General features: G+C 35.7%; 16 protein-coding genes. 2 read left to right on the top strand and 14 right to left on the bottom strand.

All coding sequences use genetic code 11. The features are described 5' to 3' along the window. Positions 1 to 65: 65 nt before the first annotated feature. From eno to HMPREF0367_RS03760, 11 genes are all read right to left on the bottom strand, one after another. Entirely contained in the window at positions 66 to 1,379 is a 1,314-nt protein-coding gene (gene eno / locus HMPREF0367_RS03810; protein ID WP_022356317.1) for a phosphopyruvate hydratase, read from the bottom strand. A 75-nt stretch (positions 1,380 to 1,454) separates the two neighbouring features. After that, positions 1,455 to 3,608, bottom strand: a complete 2,154-nt coding sequence (locus HMPREF0367_RS03805) for a U32 family peptidase (protein ID WP_051335165.1) — start codon at positions 3,606 to 3,608, stop codon at positions 1,455 to 1,457. Positions 3,609 to 3,640: 32 nt separating this feature from the next. Then, the gene (locus tag HMPREF0367_RS03800; protein WP_035401348.1) at positions 3,641 to 4,015 is read right to left on the bottom strand and encodes a metal-dependent transcriptional regulator; all 375 of its coding nucleotides are present in this window, start codon (positions 4,013 to 4,015) and stop codon (positions 3,641 to 3,643) included. Between the two features lie 105 nt (positions 4,016 to 4,120). Then, positions 4,121 to 5,419, bottom strand: coding sequence for a hypothetical protein (locus HMPREF0367_RS03795; RefSeq protein WP_035401346.1), 1,299 nt, complete (start codon positions 5,417 to 5,419; stop codon positions 4,121 to 4,123). Between the two features lie 55 nt (positions 5,420 to 5,474). Next, a complete protein-coding gene (dxr, locus tag HMPREF0367_RS03790) occupies positions 5,475 to 6,632 on the bottom strand; it encodes a 1-deoxy-D-xylulose-5-phosphate reductoisomerase (RefSeq protein WP_035401343.1) in 1,158 nt (385 codons plus the stop codon). Positions 6,633 to 6,690: 58 nt separating this feature from the next. Beyond that, the gene (locus HMPREF0367_RS03785) at positions 6,691 to 9,105 is read right to left on the bottom strand and encodes a glycogen/starch/alpha-glucan phosphorylase (protein ID WP_035401340.1); all 2,415 of its coding nucleotides are present in this window, start codon (positions 9,103 to 9,105) and stop codon (positions 6,691 to 6,693) included. Between the two features lie 87 nt (positions 9,106 to 9,192). Continuing rightward, positions 9,193 to 9,729: a winged helix-turn-helix domain-containing protein gene (locus HMPREF0367_RS09990; RefSeq protein ID WP_051335164.1), complete on the bottom strand. Its 537-nt coding sequence runs from the start codon at positions 9,727 to 9,729 to the stop codon at positions 9,193 to 9,195. Between the two features lie 112 nt (positions 9,730 to 9,841). Continuing rightward, a complete protein-coding gene (locus HMPREF0367_RS03775) occupies positions 9,842 to 10,369 on the bottom strand; it encodes a hypothetical protein (protein WP_035401339.1) in 528 nt (175 codons plus the stop codon). Position 10,370: 1 nt separating this feature from the next. Continuing rightward, positions 10,371 to 10,694: an FtsB family cell division protein gene (locus tag HMPREF0367_RS03770; RefSeq protein ID WP_015536424.1), complete on the bottom strand. Its 324-nt coding sequence runs from the start codon at positions 10,692 to 10,694 to the stop codon at positions 10,371 to 10,373. Positions 10,695 to 10,733: 39 nt separating this feature from the next. After that, entirely contained in the window at positions 10,734 to 12,584 is a 1,851-nt protein-coding gene (mnmG, locus tag HMPREF0367_RS03765) for a tRNA uridine-5-carboxymethylaminomethyl(34) synthesis enzyme MnmG (protein WP_035401337.1), read from the bottom strand. A 2-nt stretch (positions 12,585 to 12,586) separates the two neighbouring features. Beyond that, positions 12,587 to 14,215, bottom strand: a complete 1,629-nt coding sequence (locus tag HMPREF0367_RS03760; protein WP_035401335.1) for an oligosaccharide flippase family protein — start codon at positions 14,213 to 14,215, stop codon at positions 12,587 to 12,589. Between the two features lie 101 nt (positions 14,216 to 14,316). On the opposite strand from HMPREF0367_RS03760, the gene HMPREF0367_RS03755 reads away from it, so the two are divergent. Then, on the top strand, positions 14,317 to 14,595 hold the full coding sequence (locus tag HMPREF0367_RS03755; RefSeq protein WP_051335163.1) for a Dabb family protein: 279 nt from the start codon (positions 14,317 to 14,319) through the stop codon (positions 14,593 to 14,595). After that, positions 14,585 to 16,105 (top strand): bifunctional ADP-dependent NAD(P)H-hydrate dehydratase/NAD(P)H-hydrate epimerase, encoded by a 1,521-nt coding sequence (locus tag HMPREF0367_RS03750; RefSeq protein ID WP_035401334.1) that lies wholly within the window; start codon positions 14,585 to 14,587, stop codon positions 16,103 to 16,105. The genes HMPREF0367_RS03755 and HMPREF0367_RS03750 overlap by 11 nt, the downstream gene beginning before the upstream one ends. A gap of 5 nt (positions 16,106 to 16,110) precedes the next feature. On the opposite strand, the gene HMPREF0367_RS03745 is transcribed toward HMPREF0367_RS03750, so the two are convergent. From HMPREF0367_RS03745 to HMPREF0367_RS03735, 3 genes are read right to left on the bottom strand one after another with little or no spacing between them, the layout of a single operon-like run. Then, positions 16,111 to 16,410, bottom strand: a complete 300-nt coding sequence (locus HMPREF0367_RS03745) for a hypothetical protein (RefSeq protein ID WP_035401333.1) — start codon at positions 16,408 to 16,410, stop codon at positions 16,111 to 16,113. Next, positions 16,411 to 16,695: a hypothetical protein gene (locus HMPREF0367_RS03740; RefSeq protein ID WP_035401332.1), complete on the bottom strand. Its 285-nt coding sequence runs from the start codon at positions 16,693 to 16,695 to the stop codon at positions 16,411 to 16,413. A 12-nt stretch (positions 16,696 to 16,707) separates the two neighbouring features. After that, positions 16,708 to 18,168, bottom strand: coding sequence for a DUF1846 domain-containing protein (locus HMPREF0367_RS03735; protein WP_015536430.1), 1,461 nt, complete (start codon positions 18,166 to 18,168; stop codon positions 16,708 to 16,710). Positions 18,169 to 18,288: the final 120 nt, after the last annotated feature.

Genomic DNA, 18,288 nt, shown 5'->3' with positions numbered 1-18,288 from the left:
AAATTATACACGATATATCTAAGAATTAAAAAAAAGACCTCCGAAGAGGTCAATTTTTACAAGGCTTATTTGTATAAGTTGTAGAAAGATTTTTTACCTAAGTATTTAGCAACGTGAGCTTCTCCACGCTGATTCAATTCATCTTCGATACGCATCAAACGGTTGTATTTAGCGATACGGTCTGTACGAGACATTGAACCAGTTTTGATCTGTCCAGCGTTGAATGCAACAGCGATATCAGCGATTGTTGAATCTTCTGTTTCTCCTGAACGGTGAGATACTACGCAAGTGTAGTTATGTTTCTTAGCTAATTCCATAGCATCGAAAGTTTCAGTCAAAGTACCAATCTGGTTAACTTTGATAAGGATAGCGTTTGCGATACCTTTTTCGATACCTTCTTGAAGGATAGCTGGGTTAGTAACGAATAAGTCATCACCTACTAACTGAACTTTGTCACCTAAACGATCAGTAAGTTTTTTCCATCCGTCCCAGTCACGTTCTCCAAGACCATCTTCGATAGATACGATTGGATATTTTTCGATCCATTCTGCATACATATCGATCATTTCATCGCTTGTTTTATTTCCTTGTCCTGATTTTTTCAATTCATATAAACCAGTTTCATGGTTATGGAATTCGCTGGCAGCAACGTCCATAGCGATTGTCATATCTTCACCTGGTTTGTAACCAGCAGCTTTCATAGCTTCAACCAACAATTCAAGTGGTTCTTCGTTTCCGTTTACACAACTTGGAGCGAATCCACCTTCGTCACCAACGTTAGTGTTATATCCACGTTTTTTCAATACTGTTTTTAAAGCATGGAAAGTTTCAGCACCCATACGGATTGCTTCTTTGATTGATTTAGCACCAACTGGCTGAATCATGAATTCCTGGAAGTCTACTGTAGAGTCAGCATGGCTACCACCATTGATAACGTTCATCATTGGAACTGGCAATGTGTTAGCGTTGAATCCACCAAAGTAGTTATATAATGGCATACCATAGAAATCAGCAGCAGCGATTGCACAAGCCATTGATACACCTAATGTAGCGTTTGCACCTAAGTTTTTCTTGAATGGAGTTCCATCAAGTTCTAACATTGTATGGTCGATAAGGTTCTGGTTACGAACATCCATACCGATGATTTTTGGAGCAATGATGTTGTTTACATTATCAACTGCTTTAGTAGTTCCTTTTCCTGAGTAACGAGTTTTATCGCCATCACGAAGCTCTAATGCTTCTCTTTCTCCTGTACTAGCTCCACTTGGAACCATAGCGCGTCCATAAGCACCAGATTCAGTAGTTACTTCAACTTCAACTGTTGGATTACCACGAGAATCTAATACTTCACGTGCATATACATCAACAATAATAGGCATAATAAAATTTCCTCCTTTAAGCCTTATAAGCTATTAAAATGATAGCACTAAATAAGCCTAGTTTCAATAAAAAAACTAGGCTTTTAAGCTTTGAATTCGATTTATTACGCTCTGTATTTCACGCAAAGACTCATTTAAAAATACAGCTTTAAAATTTTTGATTCCCATTGTTTTTAAAGATGCAATTTGTGCAATATCATCACTCAAAATCTCATCATATAAACGCAAATGACAATCTCTATCACCAAGGCAAATCACTGATTTTTTATCCTTACCTTTTAGCTTAAATTCATGTTGATGACATAAAGAACAGTTCTTTCTCTTTCCATCTTTTAAAGCTGTATTGATTACACAATGATTCATTGTCATCAAACGGCGATGTTGATATATACACACCAAGACTGGTGCATCAAAACCGTATCTTTCCTTAAATGAATTCATGATATTTGAAATATTCTCAAGCTTATTTTCATCACTGAGCACAACTTGCTGATATCCCATTTCCAATAAGGCTGCAATAGCCCATGAATTTGTTACGTTCATTCCATCTATGATCTGTGTCTTCCCTAGATGAGGCAATACATCTCCTTTTAAAGAAGTTATATTTCCTTTAGATTGATCCATCTCACACACCCATAGATCTTTAGTATCCATCTTTTTATCCGGCGTCATAACTTCATAAATGTTTCGGTCAGTCTTTGAAACAGGCGGTTTGTATACATAATCTATTTCTTTGATTGGTCGTTTCTTTAATTTCTTTGATTTGAACATTTCTAAAGCATTACGTCTCAATTCATTGATACTGGAAATCGTAAAGAAAATATTTGATGGAATATCCACATTGATTGAGGCAAACGAGGCAAAACTATCTTTTGTCTTGTTGAATTGTTTCTTGATTGTCACTTCATCCAAGGCACGATTTTGTGCTTGGCTGGCCACATCCTTTGAAATCACCTCAACCTTGATATTTTGATCATATATCTTGCAGATCAATGGTGAGCCAACACCGTCACAAACAATAGATGCATTCAATTGAATTTGGCGATTCGTTTGCTTGATTCTTTTTTCAACTTTCTCATTTACCAAGACAGAAGTTGTTTTCAAAATCGTATCCCCTACTTTAGCTTGTTTAGGGCCTTTGATCTCACAAACCGAACCTGCAGGTATATGGCTCGTCAGTTTGCCTTTTTTATCGTATAAATAATTGACATGACAGCCAAGATCTTTTCCAATTCGAATACCATCATTTTGATTCAATTCATGTTTAAGCTGTAGAACCAGTCTGCCATTTCTCTTCCCTATCACTTTTCCTATATTGATTCCTTGATGATTACAGCTCTGTGGATTCATAAGATCATATCCACTCATCTTATATGCATGGCCTTTTGTATAACCGCGGTTAAAAGTCACCATCAAATCTTCTATATCTTGTTTAGAACGAAACTTATTATCTAACACGCTCTTGGTCTGCATCACACTTTCATAAACATAAGCAGCACTCTTCATTCGTCCTTCTATCTTTAAAGAAACAACTCCCATTTCTTCAAGTTCTTTTACCTGATCGATCAAAGAAAGGTCTTTTGGGCTTAAATAATAAAGCTCTTTGCCTACAAGTGCATTATCTTGATACAGAGTATATGGCATTCGACATGGTTGAGCACACATACCACGATTGCCACTTCGATCGTAGCGAACACTTGAAAAATAACATTGTCCTGAATAACAAATACAAATGGCACCATGAATAAAAACTTCAATTTCCATACCAGTTTCAACACATGCCCGTATCTCATCCATCGTGCATTCTCTAGCCAGAACCACGCGTTGGACCCCTAATTGTTTTAGTTTTTCAATCATATTTGGTTTAGAAACACTTAATTGTGTAGACGCATGTAATACTAAATCAGGTAAACGGTGATGCAAAAGATGCAATAATCCTAAATCTTGGATGATCAAGGCATCTACATCCATCTCATGCAAACGTTTTGCCAAAGCATAAGCTTCTTCCATTTCATCTTCAAAGATTACTGTATTCATCGTAATATACACCTTTATATTTAAAAGGTGACATTTTTTAATAATTTCTTCTGTTACCTCTAAACTAAAGTTTTTGGCATAAGCTCTTGCCCCAAAAACCGGCAATCCAAAATATACGGCATCACAGCCTGCCGCAATCGCTGCTTCTAAAGCTTCTCTATTTCCCACGGGAGCTAATATTTCTGGTCTCATATTTATCTTTTCTCTTTCCAAAAAAAAGCACTCTACTGTGCTTCTTTTTCTTCATAGTATTTTTGAATCGCATCAAATGTTTCCTGAGATATCACATGTTCAATATGACATGCATCTTCTTGTGCTATATCTTTAGGGACCCCGATGTTTTCCAACATTTCGGTAAAGAAACAATGTCTTCTATACGTTTCCTCTGCGATTTTCTTTCCGGTTTCAGTCAATGTCAAAAACTTGTTATCATCCAGATGAATATGCCCCTGCTGTGCTAATAGTTTGACCGCATGTGAAACACTAGGTTTAGAAAAGCCAAGATAACTTGCCACATCGACGCTTCGAACATGATCTAAACATTTTGATAAAACTAAAATTGATTCTAAATAATCTTCCAATGATTCACCTAACTGCATAAGCTGATCTTCTCTCTTTCGTATTTCTAATTTTATTAAAGACTGAAACAGTTGTCAAATATTGCGCTCATTTCTAGAAAAAAAGCTCTGATCTCACATCAGAGCCTAATTATGTTCTTTTTTCTTTTTAAAGAATAGTCCAAACAAGCCAACAGACAAGCCCATCAATGCACCATACAATCCGGCATTACTTTGTGTTGCGGTATTGATTGATCCTCCGGCCACTGTCTGACTAACACCATTGAACTGAATCGTTTGTGCTTCTTTCAATAGAGTCTGATAAGTCTTACCTACTCTTGTCTTCAAGATTGCGTTAACATCACTGCGAGTCGCAGCAGTAAACTTGTTCCATGTAGACAAACCATTCAAAATATTTCTATAGTTTAAGCTATTTGCCTGCGTATAAACATTCCCTGCAGAACTTGTTAAATATGTGTCAATAAAGTTTTGAGCTTCCGTAGATGTTGTAGTTGTTTGCGTTGGAAGCGTTGTTGACACTGTTTCAAGATTTACCGTTTCCTGCTTAGATTCCGTCGCAGGTGTTTCAACTACAACCGTTGGTTTTTCTAGAGCAGCTAAAATAGAAACTGGTTCTTCCACGCTCTTCTTTTCTGTTTCTTTTTTACCAGGTGTCAAGCCAACGATTGGATATGCAGCCTCACTATTTTCATCTTTGGATTCATCAACAGGATCTTCTGTTTCTTCATCTGTAAAAGAATCTTCTTTATCTTCAACTGGATCTTTGGTTTCATCATCCGTTGTTGATTCACTATTGTTGTCGTCTTCATTCTTATCTATCTGATTATCGTTATCTTTAGAATCATCCTCAACGTCCGTTTTATCATTTTGACTATCATCCGTTAAACTATTATCTGCCCCCGTTTCTCCTTGTCCCGGGTTACTCGTATCTTCTACTTCATCTGAAGGATTTTCTGTATTTTCATTATTTGAATCATCTTGTGATGAATATTTTTCAGGATATAATTCCATATCAATTTTTAGAGCAGCTGCTGCCATTTCAGGAAAACTTTTATAAAGTGGCTGCATCTTTAACTTTAACGCTTCTGCTTGCAACTGTTCACTCAATAATGTATCGATTTCAGCCTGCATTTCTTTGGAAAGAGTATCATAAACGACTTTCCCTGAAAGAACACCTTGATAATTCTTCTGAGTCAAAGCCGTGATTAATACTTTTTCATTCGTAAAATTCCCCTTGGAATCTATTTTGCTTAAGCTGCAATAAGTATCAATAAAGTCCTGCGCGGTTTTAATTTCAACAGGTTTATTCGTGCTTTGTGATACATCTTGGGCAACGCTTTTGGCACTAACTGGCATTGATACGATTTGTACAGCACCTGTTACAGCCATAGTCGCTGCTAAAGTATAAATAATTTTCTTTTTCATGGCTCTCACTCCATTTCTCTTACAGTCTTTATTTATTTTACTACGAATAAAAGTTTTAGTCTAGTGAATGCGCACTTTGCGCAAAGGATAAAACTGCTTTTCGAGCCATTTTATCGCTGTTTTCCAGCTGTTCTAAACTAGGAGTGGCAATATATTCAACAGTATTGATCGCATATTGAATTGCCTCTTCAATGGATAAAAAAGATATCTTTTTTTCTAAGAATAATTCCACAGCCTGTTCATCCGCACCATTGAACACAGCACCAAGATTTCCTTCTTTTCGACCAATTTCATATGCAAGTTTCAACATTGGATATCGTACAAAATCCATTTCTTTAAAATCTAGTTGTAATGTTTTTGTCATATCCAAAGGTTTATCCTCCTTTAGGCATAAACGATCAGGATACATTAAAGCATATTGGATAGGTAAACGCATATCAGCTGAACCCAACTGTGCCATGATCGCATTATCATTATATTCAACCATAGAATGAACAATGCTTTGTTTATGCAAGACAACATCTATTTGATCATACGGCAGATCAAAAAGATAATGCGCTTCAATTACTTCAAAGCCCTTATTGACCATAGTCGCACTATCTACTGTAATACGTTTTCCCATAGACCAGTTTGGATGATTCAAGGTTTGTTCTACTGTTACATGAGTCAGTTCATCTCGACTCTTGTCTCGAAAACTTCCTCCTGATGCCGTAATGATCAATCGTTTTATATCTTCTTTGCGATTGCCTTGAAGACATTGAAAAATTGCAGAATGCTCTGAGTCAATTGGGTAGAGTTTTGTATTTGTTCTCTTTAAGGCTTCTCTTACCAACACACCTCCGGCAACCAGGCTTTCTTTATTTGCCAAAGCTACATCAATGCCCTTATTCAAGGATTCTAAAGTTGGCTTCAGTCCGCGAAATCCTACGACCGCATTGACCAATAAATCATAATCTAGATCCTGGATCATCTTACACATGGCATCTTCACCACTATATACCTTAATAGAGTCAAAGATTTCAGCTTTTGAAACATCTGAAATTCCAACTGCCTGGATAGTATTGTGTGTATCTAATATTTGCTTAAGCTCTTTAGCCTTATGACCTGCTGCAATTCCCACCAATTCAAACAGATCTGAATGTTGGTCAATCACATTGATTGTCTGTAATCCAATCGATCCAGTTGCACCTAATAATAATATTCTTTTCTTCATAATCCTGCTCCTCTTATCTCAAGTATAACATAGAAAAAGGGCATATAGCCCTTTCTTATTAATCTTCAAAACTAATTGGTGTTAAATGCCAGATTTCATCTGCATATTCTTTGATTGTTCTATCACTTGAGAAGTATCCTGATTTGGCAATATTTATCAACATTGTACGAGCCCAACGTCCACGATCGCGATAACGTTGTTCTACTTGAGATTGAGCATATACATAAGAATCAAAATCTGCCAACACAAAGAATTCATCATTACGTAACATCAAATCATTATAGATCAAACGGAATTCGTCATGATTACTAGACCACGTTCCATTTGCCAATGAATCAACGATACGACGAACATTATAATTTGAATTGTAAAAATCCCATACATTATAAGAATTCTGATGTTTTAATTCATTGATATCTTCGACATGAAGACCAAAGATCTGCGCATTTTCCTGTCCTACACGTTCAACAATTTCTACGTTTGCACCATCTAAAGTACCAAGTGTTAAGGCTCCATTCATCATATATTTCATATTACCTGTACCACTTGCCTCTTTACCAGCCGTAGAGATTTGCTCACTAACATCTGCTGCATTCAATAAGATTTCGGCAACAGAAACAGAGTAGTTAGGGATGAATACCACTTTTAAGAATGAATTGGTTTCTGGATCATTATTAACTTTTTCCGCAACAAAGTTAATTAATTTGATGATTTCTTTTGCCAATTCGTAGCTCGGAGCTGCTTTGGCAGAGAAGAAGAATGTTCTTGGATAAATTCTGAAATTAGGCTCACTCTTCATACGAAAGTATAAATGCATAACACAGAAAATATTCAACAACTGTCTCTTATATGCATGAAGACGTTTTGCCTGGCAGTCAAAGATAGAATTTACATCAACATCAATATCTAAAGTTTTCTTTACATAATCGGCCAAGATCTGCTTTCTTTGATGTTTAACTTCCATAAAACGATTCTGAATAATTGGATCGTCTACGTAATCCATCAATTTTTCTAGATCTTCTGGGTTTGTTTTAAAACTATCTCCGATTGTATCTTCTAATAAAGAAGTCAATTGTGGATTGGAATACAATAACCAGCGTCGATGTGTAATACCATTTGTCTTGTTATTGAAACGTTCTGGATATAACACAGCGAATTCTTTCATTACATCATCAACCAAGATCTGAGAATGTAGTTTTGCAACACCATTGACACTGTGACTACCTACGATAGCTAAATGCGCCATATGTACCTGACCTTCTTTGATGATCGCAACATTGTTCCAAATATGCAACAAGCCTTTGTGATCTACTTCAAATTGGAAACGGCGATTAATTTCTTCAATGATCATATTGATACGTGGCAATAATGAACGAACTGTATCTTGAGGCCATTTTTCTAAAGCTTCAGCCATAACTGTATGGTTTGTATAAGCTACAGTACCTGTCACAATGCGCCATGCATCATCCCATTCATAATTATAATCATCCATTAAAACACGCATCAATTCAGGAATTACAAGAACTGGGTGCGTATCATTTAACTGGATCGCAACTTTTTCTGGTAAATTATCCAAAGTTGGATACACCTGTAAATGTGAACGTATGATTTGATCGATTCCTGCACATACGAAGAAATATTCTTGTTTCAAGCGCAATTTCTTTCCTTCAGCCGTAGAATCATCTGGATATACGTTGGCAGTGATTGCCATAACATCATTCAAATATTTGTTTAACTGTCCTGAGTTTACGCTCGCTTCATCAATTTCTGCATCCCATAAGCGTAATGTGTTTGTTGTCTTTGTATGATATCCAACGATTGGCTCATCATACGGAACCGCTCTTACAACAAAATCAGGATTATGATTTGTATGGAATTTTCCCATGTGATCCATGTAAAGATCCACAGATCCTCCAAATTTAACCTCTACAGAATGTTGTGGTTTCCATACTTCCCAAACATTTCCGTACTTTAGCCAGCAATCAGGAAGCTCCACCTGACGTTTGTTTTCAATTTTCTGTTTGAACAAACCATAACGATAACGAATACAGTTACCATGACCCGCTAAATTCAAAGAGGCAAGAGAATCCATAAAACAAGCGGCTAAACGTCCTAGACCACCATTTCCTAATCCTGCATCGGATTCCATTTCTTCCATTTCATTGATATCCATACCAAGATCTTCAAGGCCTTCTTTTACAACATCATACAACCCTAAATTCATCAAGTTGTTTGTGAAAAGACGTCCCATCAAAAATTCCATGGAGAAATAATATAACTGCTTTGTCTCTTTCTTTTTGATCGCATTTTTAGTTTCACGCCAATTGATACCTACATAATCACGAATCATATGTCCTAAAACCTGATATCGCTCAATAGAAGATGTTTCTTCAAAATTGCGACCATACATTTCTGATACTTCTAGTTTAAAACGCTCTTTAAAAACTTCTTTTGAATCAAATCGATTTGACATACTCTTTCTTTCCTTTCGCATCGTTCTTATTTTATACATTTCATGCGTACATTTCAAGTTTTTTAGCGTTTCTAAAGGCGTTCAAGACTATCGAATCTTGTGATTCCACTTATATCCCAGTTTGTGATATGTCTTAATATATCCCATTCCTTTATAAGTTCCTAAAGCTTTTCTTAAGCGTGAAATATAAACAGAAAGAGTGTTATCACCGATTCCTTTTTTAGAGATACTTTCAAACATTGAGATAATCTGTTCTCTAGATAAGATCCGATTAGCATTTCTAACAAATATTTCCAATAAGAACTGTTCAATATAGGATAAATTTAGCTTTTCTTCGTTACGAAAAAATTCGCCAGTTTCAAAATTCATGACCAAATCTCCTGATCGAAAAGTTTCTCGAATCGTAATGAAAGACCTTTGAGGATCAAGTACAACTAGGTTTTTTCCATAAACGATCCTGCCTTCATGGATCATGTAATCATCCTTTTCAATAGGATCCTTAAGATAGTATGTCTGGTCATCCTCATTAAGATCTTGACCATCAAAATCATCAGAATCATTAGCTATCAATTCACTTGCAATTGTCTCATCGACTTTGATGACCAATTTTTTGTAATTCTTCATATCATCCCCTCCATCCATAAGCATGACATAAATTTCTTACAAAAAAATGACAAAGCCGAAAAAGTATCAAAAAAGAGCTGTTTTGACAATTAAATGTCCTAAACAGCTCTTATCAATTACTACATACGAATTCTTGTACTTTAGTAATTTTTTTATCTTTATCAAACGTAAATATCGTTACCTTATCCATATCTTCCATGGTCCACAACAGTGCAATCATATCATTGTTTTTCAAATGTGTCTGAATCATATACTTTTTAGTATTGTATTTTGGAATCTGTAGATATGATGTGTACACTTTTTTGTATGCGTCAATCATGATAAAACCTGGGGCAAACATCTCTTTACTAAAATCCAGCCCTTCATTTTGACGCTGAATAAACGCTTTTGCCAGCATCAAAGCCTTAGCTGGTTCCTGCTTTGGTTTTTCTTTTGTGTCTCTTTCTAAAAAAGAAAAAAGACCAGAAGTGCGCTTAGTAGGAAAATCGTTAAGCTTTTGCATCTGCTTTTGCCACAATTCATAGCTTTCGATAATCTCCATTGGTGTATCTTCTTTAAAAAGAATCTTACCATTTTCTTCGGTATAATATTCTTTCTTTTGTTTCCAAAGATACATCTTATACTTCTGATCTGTCTGCATATTATTCTTCACTCTCTTCATCTTCTGAACTAGGAAATTTAAACACCTGCTCCCCTTCTTTTGTCACAAGGTATTTTCCTCTAGCGATATACTCGATATAATCCGGATTTGTCAGCTTTTGTTTTGTTTCTTCCAGATCACTTTTCTCTTCCTCTAATTCCTGAGTTTTCTTTTTATTCTGTTGGATACTCAAGCGTATCTCAGCTGTTGTTTTAAGATCCTGAATTCCGCTCCAAGTTAAAAAACAAGTCATACCTAAAAGCAATGCACATATGATAAACCGGGTCATATTTGATATCTTTCTTGTTTTTTTTCTATGTTTCATATAGATGTCCCCTTTACACTATATTATAACATCTTTCGCTTATTTTTTCATTTTCATCGCCAATAAGGCAATATCACTTGGATTGATACCTGAAATACGGCTTGCCTGTCCAAGTGTAGCAGGTCGAATTTGGTCTAATTTTTGTCTAGCTTCTAAAGATAAATTATCCATATGTAGATAATCTAGATCTTCACACAATGCCACTTTTTCCATTTGTTCTAGATGCTTTGCATCACGTTTGGCCTTTTCAATATACCCCTGATATTTAACTTGAATTTCTACTTGTTGGGCAATAACCGGTGGATAATCTACATTAGTAATCGAACTTAAACCATGAATCGTTACTTTTGGACGTTTTAATAAATCCAATTCACTGCATCCATGTGCTAAAGGATCAAAACCTAAATATTGAAGATATTCATCAACACTGCTCCCTGGTTTTATATGAACCTGAGCTAATTCCTCTTTTGCACGTTCAATTTGCTCCATTTTTAAGACGAAAGCATCATATCTTTCCTTAGATACCAACCCTAGATGATAGGCTTTTTCCAATAATCTTTGATCTGCATTATCATGGCGAAGCAATAAACGATATTCAGCTCTTGATGTCAATAAACGATATGGTTCCTTGGTTCCTTTTGTCACAAGATCATCGATCATAACACCGATATAAGCTTCATCTCTTCTTAAAATGAATGGATCTTTTCCATCAATTTTCAGACAGGCATTGATTCCAGCCATGATTCCCTGACCGGCTGCTTCTTCATATCCGCTTGTTCCATTGACCTGACCAGCTGTAAATAGATTTTCTACGATCTTATTTTCCAAAGACGGTTTCATCTGTAAAGGATCGATCGCATCATATTCAATCGCATATGCATATTTTTTGATGATACAGTTTTCAAGTCCAGGCAAAGAATGAACCATTTCTTCCTGTACATCAACTGGCATAGAAGTTGAAAATCCTTGAATATAAATCGTATCTAATGATCTAGATTCCGGTTCTAAAAATAATTGATGCCTTTCTTTATCCGCAAAACGAACAAGCTTATCCTCAATACTTGGACAATAACGAGGTCCTACACCTTTAACCAATCCTGAATACATCGCCGAATCATGTAGATGATCATTGATAATCTGATGTGTCGTTGGTGTCGTATAGATCAAATGACAAACTTCCTGTTGATCAAATGGAAGCACATCTTCTTCTTTGGTCGTAGTTGAAAAGCTTAAAAACTCATTCGTTCCCGGTTGAACTTCCGCTTTCGAAAAATCAATCGAATCTTTTAAGACACGACAAGGTGTCCCTGTTTTTAAACGGAATGTTTTTATACCCGCCATACGAAGGCTTTCAGACAAAGTATTTACTGTAGGTTGATCTTCCGGTCCACTGCTTGTTGCGGTATGACCTCTTAAGATCGTACTTGTCATATAAGTTCCTGTTGTCAAGATAACTGTCTTAGCTTCAATGATTCTTCCGTCTTCTAATCGAACCCCTGTTGCTTTACCATCTTCAATGATAACAGAATGGCAGGCAGCCTCAATCACTGTTAATCCTTCTGTATTTAAAAGGATTTCTTTCATCATCTTTTTATAAGCTTCTTTATCACTTTGTACACGTAATGACCAGACACCTGGCCCTTTTGTTGTATTCAACATTTTAAACTGCAAAGCTGTTTTATCCGCTACAATAGGCATTATGCCCCCTAAGGCATCAATTTCACGCACAACGATTCCTTTTGCGGGACCACCAACACTTGGATTACATGGCATAGACCCGGCCATATCAATATTCAAAGTTATCAATGCAGTCTTTTTTTTCATCCTTACACTAGCCATACATGCTTCAATACCAGCATGTCCAGCTCCTATCACAAGAACATCAAACAAGTTTATTCTCCTCTTCTCTTTAATTTATTCATGATTCCTGAAAAACGAATATGGAAAACGCTCTGAGGAACCTTTAAATACGCTGTTATTAAAAAATATACAACTACACAGATCAAACCATTCGCAGCCATCTTCACAAAGGAAATTAATTTTCCCCCTTCAACTCCACCTAGACCAATCTGTGTCAACAATAATGAAGTGGTCCATAATCCGACAATTCCAATACAAACACGAACAATGATAATGCCTGTTTTATGATAGTTAATCCCATACACTTTATGGATTTCTTTAAAGTTATAGTAAAGAAGATACAGATATCCCAGAGTTGAACTAATGACTGCTCCAGGAAATCCTAATATCCATACTAAAGGAACCATTGTTAAACCTTTGATCAAAGTACAGACCAACAAACGTTTTAATACATTTCGCTTTAACTCCAAAGCCATCATAATATTTGTAACCACAGGTGTTAAAGTCCCAAAAAATCCTTCAATCGACAACCATTGAGTTACATACGTACAAAGCTGAAGATCTTCATTATGAAACAAAGTGAAGAATAAAGGTTCAGCATATGCAAAAATACAGAAAGATACTGGTAATGCGATATAAAAGATAATATTTAAACAATCCAACACATTCTTTTTAGCTAATTTATAATTCTTTTGTGCCAAAGCACTGGAAATATGTGGAATCAAAGCGGCTGTAAAACCAGGCGCCAAGATCATCGGAATAGCCGTTAATTTCACTCCAACATATGTTGTTGCGGAAATGATCGTTGTAATTTGATCAGAGGTATAATTATGCAGACGTAAACCCGTAGGCAATAATACCGCATTGTAAATTGAATCACTGTATCCTAAAATCGCAACAATTAAATATGGAATTGCCAAGACAAAAAATTCTTTTAATAACTTTTTTGAATCGATCGGTTTTTCTTTTTGAACAGCTGCCTGTTCAATGATCGGCTTACAGTGAATTCGATCAAAATGAACAATTTGAGCAATTGCCGCAATGGCAGCCACTGAGGTCGATAAAACAGAAGCATATAAAGCCCATTTTCTCTCCCAACCAAAAACATATACGATCAAACATGCCGCGCTCAATAAGAAGCCTACACGAAACAACTGTTCAAAAGCTTGCGAAAAGGCATACTCTTCCATTTCTTTCATACCTTGATAGAATCCCCTAAAGGCCGATAGAACAGGAACTAAAAAGATAGCAACTGAAAGAATACGAATGACATTGGCCATAATTTCCGGATCTTCTTCAACCATTAACGGTGCTAAAAATCCAGCTGAAGCCATCAATATAAGCATGCCTATAAACCCTGTAACAGCTAAAAAAGATAATGAAATCTTCTTTACCAGCAGGACAGTTTTGGCATCCTTTAATACTGTATAACGTGCAACCAAGGTTGCAACCGCAAAAGGAAATCCTGCGGTAAATACATTCAGAACATACGAATAAATATTATAAGCCTGCCCATAATATCCCATATAAGCTTCAGAACCTAATATACTTGAAAATGGTATTGAATAAACCAGTCCTAAAAGTTTTGCGACAAACAAACCCCCAGTTCCAATCAAACCACTTATAATAACCGAATTTTTTACTGAGTTATTTTTCTCCATAGCATTACCTCTTAGGTCTTAAATTATAACACAACTTCAAAAAAAACAAGTTATTTTCCATATTCTAGTGTATATTATTAGTTAGAAAGAGCAGGTGTCTTATGAAACATATTGTATTTTTTAAATTAAACGAAAGAAATGAACAAAATCAGGATGCATTGATCGAAATCCTAAATAAGATGAAAGGCCAGATTCCTTTTGTCCAAGATATGTGGGTCGGAAAAGATTTCTTAAATTCCCAAAGAAGCTTTGACGTTGTTTTAGAAGTGACCTTGAATAAGGAAGATCTGGATACATACGCAGATTATCCGCTACATGTCGCATGCAAAAACGAATTTGCCCCTCTAGTATCAAAGAGTGTGGTATGTGATGTTGAATAAACAGTTTATTCATTCTCAAGAAATTGCCAGAAAAATCGATCAATGTGCCATTAATGAATATCATATTCCTTCTTTAGTCTTGATGGAACAAGCTGCAGCTGAATGTTGCAGGATCATTCAAAATAAAGAAGATCCTTCAAAAAAAATATGTGTTCTTTGTGGTCAAGGAAATAATGGAGCAGATGGTTTAGCTATCGCAAGACTATTAGCCCATGAAGGATATGACGTATCCATCTATCTTCCCTATCACAAAACCCTTTCACAAGAATCCAAAGTTCAATTTCAGATCATTTGTTCTTTAGCTATACCATATACAGATGATCTTGATACAATTCGTTTCTATATCAATCAAAGCGATATCCTAATTGACTGTTTATTTGGCAATGGATTATCTAGAGATATTGAAGGCTCTTACAAACAATTAATTGATATGGCAAACGCATCAAATAAGAAAATCTACGCCATTGATATTCCTAGTGGAATACATGCCACAAGTGGAAAGATCTTAAACTGTGCCATTCATGCCGATACAACCATTGCCTTGGATTGTTTTAAAGAAGGACATTGGATTTATCCAGGAAAAGAATACTGTGGAAACCTTTTATTAGCTGATATTAAAATTCCTACTTCACTTCATCTAGAAAATGAGCATGCACAATTGATCAATGAAGAACTCATCAAGGAAATGCTGCCAAAAAGAGATGATCATTCACATAAAGGAAGTTTTGGTAAAGCTTTGATGATCGGTGGATCAAAAGCGATGCCTGGAGCCCTTGCGATTGCCGCCAAAGCCTGTGCTGCCAGTGGAATTGGTACGCTGACATTAATGGAACCTGATTGTATTGGTGATCTTATGGCTATGAAGATGGATTTTGCGATGCATCTAAGAGCTAATGATCGAGACGGGCATTTTGCCTTAAGTGCTGTTGATCTTCTTAAACAAAATATGGATCAATATGATCTAATCTCTATTGGAAATGGTATGCAGCGAAATGAAATTACCATTGAAATGGTAAAAACTCTTCTATCCTCTAACAAGACTGTCATTTTGGATGCAGATGCTCTATGGGTCATGCAGGACCATTTAGAATGGTTAAATCGTAATGCCCCTACTATACTCACTCCTCATGTAAAAGAAATGACATTCTTGACTAATAAAACAGTTCAGGAAATCTTAGAATCTCCATTTTCTACAGTACGAGAATTTACAAATAAATATTCCAATTGTATATTGATCCTTAAATCTGATATCACCTATATTGGATCTAAAAACGATTTCTATGTATTATCCAGACCAAACAGTGCCTTGGCAAAAGGAGGAAGTGGTGATTTATTATGTGGCATTCTTACAGGTATACTAGGGCATAAGATATCTCCATCTAAAGGAGCTGCTTGTGCTGCGTATCTTCATTCTAAAAGCGCTGAAATCAACAAAGATCCGGCATCCATAAATTCTGAAGACATAATAAAAGAGCTAGCTTTCGTACTTCAAAAACTACGAAAAGACTAGCTCTTTTATATTGTCTGAAATTGTAAGTAATAAACATTCTCGTCAAACATTTTGGTATTAAATCCATAAGCATCACAGTCATAATGATCTCCATCCCAATCATTGTTTAAGACGTCTAAAAGATCATTTATTTCCTGATCACTTAAATCTGCTGTTGCATACCATTCTAAACATCCATTTAACGAAGGCTGTTCTCTAGATGGTGAATATGAGAATTTTGCACATAAGAAAGATAATTTATCTTTGACTTTTTTTTCTATATCTTCATCCTCTTTGTCAATCACCACATGTAATCGAACTAACATTTATTTCTCGCTTTCCAATACAAAGGTACACAATTTTTTAAGATTTGTATCACTATCTAAAGTGATAACCTTACCCAAACTTAAATTTAGCGCAGCAATTTCAACTACACCATCTTTAACCATCATGTTTAAAGTTCCTGTGGCATTTTCATAGAAAACATCATATAAGTAGGAAGTTCTATCTCCTTCCTGCCCTTTATTGCGTAAACTAAAATGAAAATTATCCTTATTTTTTAAAATAATACGAACCGCTCCTGCTCCCGAGCTAGGTATAGATTTTGCCATGATATCTCTCCTTTAACGATGTTCTGCTTCATAAGTCAGTTGAATTCCAAGATTATTAAACACTGAAAGATCAACAGATGCAACTGAACAAGTCACATGAGCCTGCATTCCTTTTAAATTCTTTAATTGATCAAGCGCTTTTGCCGCATTTTCATTGGTTTGCGCACTTAAAGATAAGGCAATCAGAATTTCATTGGTATGAAGTCTTGGATTTTGGCTTCCTAAATATTCTGTCTTCAAAGTTTGAATAGGACCAAATGCACTTGGTTCGATCAACATATCTTTATCATCAATATTCGCAAGATACTTTAAAGCATTCATTAATATCGATGAACAAGCCCCCATAAAGCTGGTGGTTTTCCCTGTAATCAAAGTACCATCTTCTAGCTCAATTGCTCCTGAATACACTTTTGATTCTTCCTGTTTCTTTCTAGCAGCTACAACACATGGCCTGTCTTCTTCGCTAATACCTGCATTTTTCATAACAGTTTCCTGTTTTTGAACTTCGTCAATCGTACACAACTCCTGAATATATCGTGTTCTGGTACTAAAATATCGCCGAATGATTTCTTGTCTGGAAGCATTGGAACATACTTCATCATCTTCAATACAGAAACCAGCCATATTTACACCCATATCCGTTGGGCTTTGGTAAGGACTAGTCGTAAAAATTTCTTCGAAGATTGATTTTAAAACAGGGAAAATCTCAACATCTCGATTATAATTAACTGTTACTTCACCGTAAGCTTGTAAATGATATGGATCGATCATGTTTACATCATTTAAATCAGCCGTAGCAGCTTCATAAGCTAAATTGACTGGATGGTTAAGAGGAATATTCCAAATTGGGAAGGTCTCATATTTCGCATATCCAGCTTTAATACCATGTTTATGTTCATGATAAAGCTGAGATAAACATGTAGCCATTTTTCCACTACCTGGACCTGGGGCTGTAACGACTACTAATGGACGAGTTGTTTTGATATAATCGTTTTTCCCGAATCCTTGTTCTGAAATAATGTGTTTTGTATTAGTAGGATATCCTTCAATATAATAATGCTGATAAACCGCAATCTTACGACGTTTTAACTTAGCTTTAAAGCTCTCTGCGATCTTCTTTCCTTCACATTGTGTTATGACAACGCTGCTAACATAAAAACCAGCTTTTTGGAATTCTTTGATCAAACGCAAAACATCTTGATCATATGTAATTCCTAAATCTGCTCTTACTTTATTTTGTAAAATATCCTTTGAGTTAATGACAAGAACTATCTCAGTTTGATCTTTTAACTGTTTTAACATTTGTAGTTTAGAATCGGGTGCAAAGCCTGGCAAAACACGGCTCGCATGAAAATCATCATATAATTTCCCACCAAATTCCAAATATAATTTATCTCCAAACTGCGATATTCTTTCCATAATCTTGCTGGATTGCATTTGAAGATATTTCTCATTATTAAATCCAATCTTCATATGTTATACCTCACTTACTCGAATTATTTTAACACACTCACTATTAAAAAAACAGAAAAGTTTTTTATCTGTACTCTCTATAAGTAAAAAAGTATCGAAAAATCGATACAAAAAAAAAGG

Origin of the sequence: Faecalitalea cylindroides ATCC 27803 (assembly GCF_000469305.1) — a bacterium.
GTDB classification, from domain to species: domain Bacteria; phylum Bacillota_I; class Bacilli_A; order Erysipelotrichales; family Erysipelotrichaceae; genus Faecalitalea; species Faecalitalea cylindroides.
This window is presented reverse-complemented; position numbering and strand designations above follow the sequence as displayed.

Bases quoted from the DNA above. Each gene is read 5' to 3' on its own strand.
- eno (WP_022356317.1), bottom strand. From the start codon at position 1,379: ATGCCTATTATTGTTGATGTATATGCACGTGAAGTATTAGATTCTCGT.
- HMPREF0367_RS03805 (WP_051335165.1), bottom strand. From the start codon at position 3,608: ATGAGACCAGAAATATTAGCTCCCGTGGGAAATAGAGAAGCTTTAGAA.
- HMPREF0367_RS03800 (WP_035401348.1), bottom strand. From the start codon at position 4,015: ATGCAGTTAGGTGAATCATTGGAAGATTATTTAGAATCAATTTTAGTT.
- HMPREF0367_RS03795 (WP_035401346.1), bottom strand. From the start codon at position 5,419: ATGAAAAAGAAAATTATTTATACTTTAGCAGCGACTATGGCTGTAACA.
- dxr (WP_035401343.1), bottom strand. From the start codon at position 6,632: ATGAAGAAAAGAATATTATTATTAGGTGCAACTGGATCGATTGGATTA.
- HMPREF0367_RS03785 (WP_035401340.1), bottom strand. From the start codon at position 9,105: ATGTCAAATCGATTTGATTCAAAAGAAGTTTTTAAAGAGCGTTTTAAA.
- HMPREF0367_RS09990 (WP_051335164.1), bottom strand. From the start codon at position 9,729: ATGAAGAATTACAAAAAATTGGTCATCAAAGTCGATGAGACAATTGCA.
- HMPREF0367_RS03775 (WP_035401339.1), bottom strand. From the start codon at position 10,369: ATGCAGACAGATCAGAAGTATAAGATGTATCTTTGGAAACAAAAGAAA.
- HMPREF0367_RS03770 (WP_015536424.1), bottom strand. From the start codon at position 10,694: ATGAAACATAGAAAAAAAACAAGAAAGATATCAAATATGACCCGGTTT.
- HMPREF0367_RS03760 (WP_035401335.1), bottom strand. From the start codon at position 14,215: ATGGAGAAAAATAACTCAGTAAAAAATTCGGTTATTATAAGTGGTTTG.
- HMPREF0367_RS03755 (WP_051335163.1), top strand. From the start codon at position 14,317: ATGAAACATATTGTATTTTTTAAATTAAACGAAAGAAATGAACAAAAT.
- HMPREF0367_RS03750 (WP_035401334.1), top strand. From the start codon at position 14,585: ATGTTGAATAAACAGTTTATTCATTCTCAAGAAATTGCCAGAAAAATC.
- HMPREF0367_RS03745 (WP_035401333.1), bottom strand. From the start codon at position 16,410: ATGTTAGTTCGATTACATGTGGTGATTGACAAAGAGGATGAAGATATA.
- HMPREF0367_RS03740 (WP_035401332.1), bottom strand. From the start codon at position 16,695: ATGGCAAAATCTATACCTAGCTCGGGAGCAGGAGCGGTTCGTATTATT.
- HMPREF0367_RS03735 (WP_015536430.1), bottom strand. From the start codon at position 18,168: ATGAAGATTGGATTTAATAATGAGAAATATCTTCAAATGCAATCCAGC.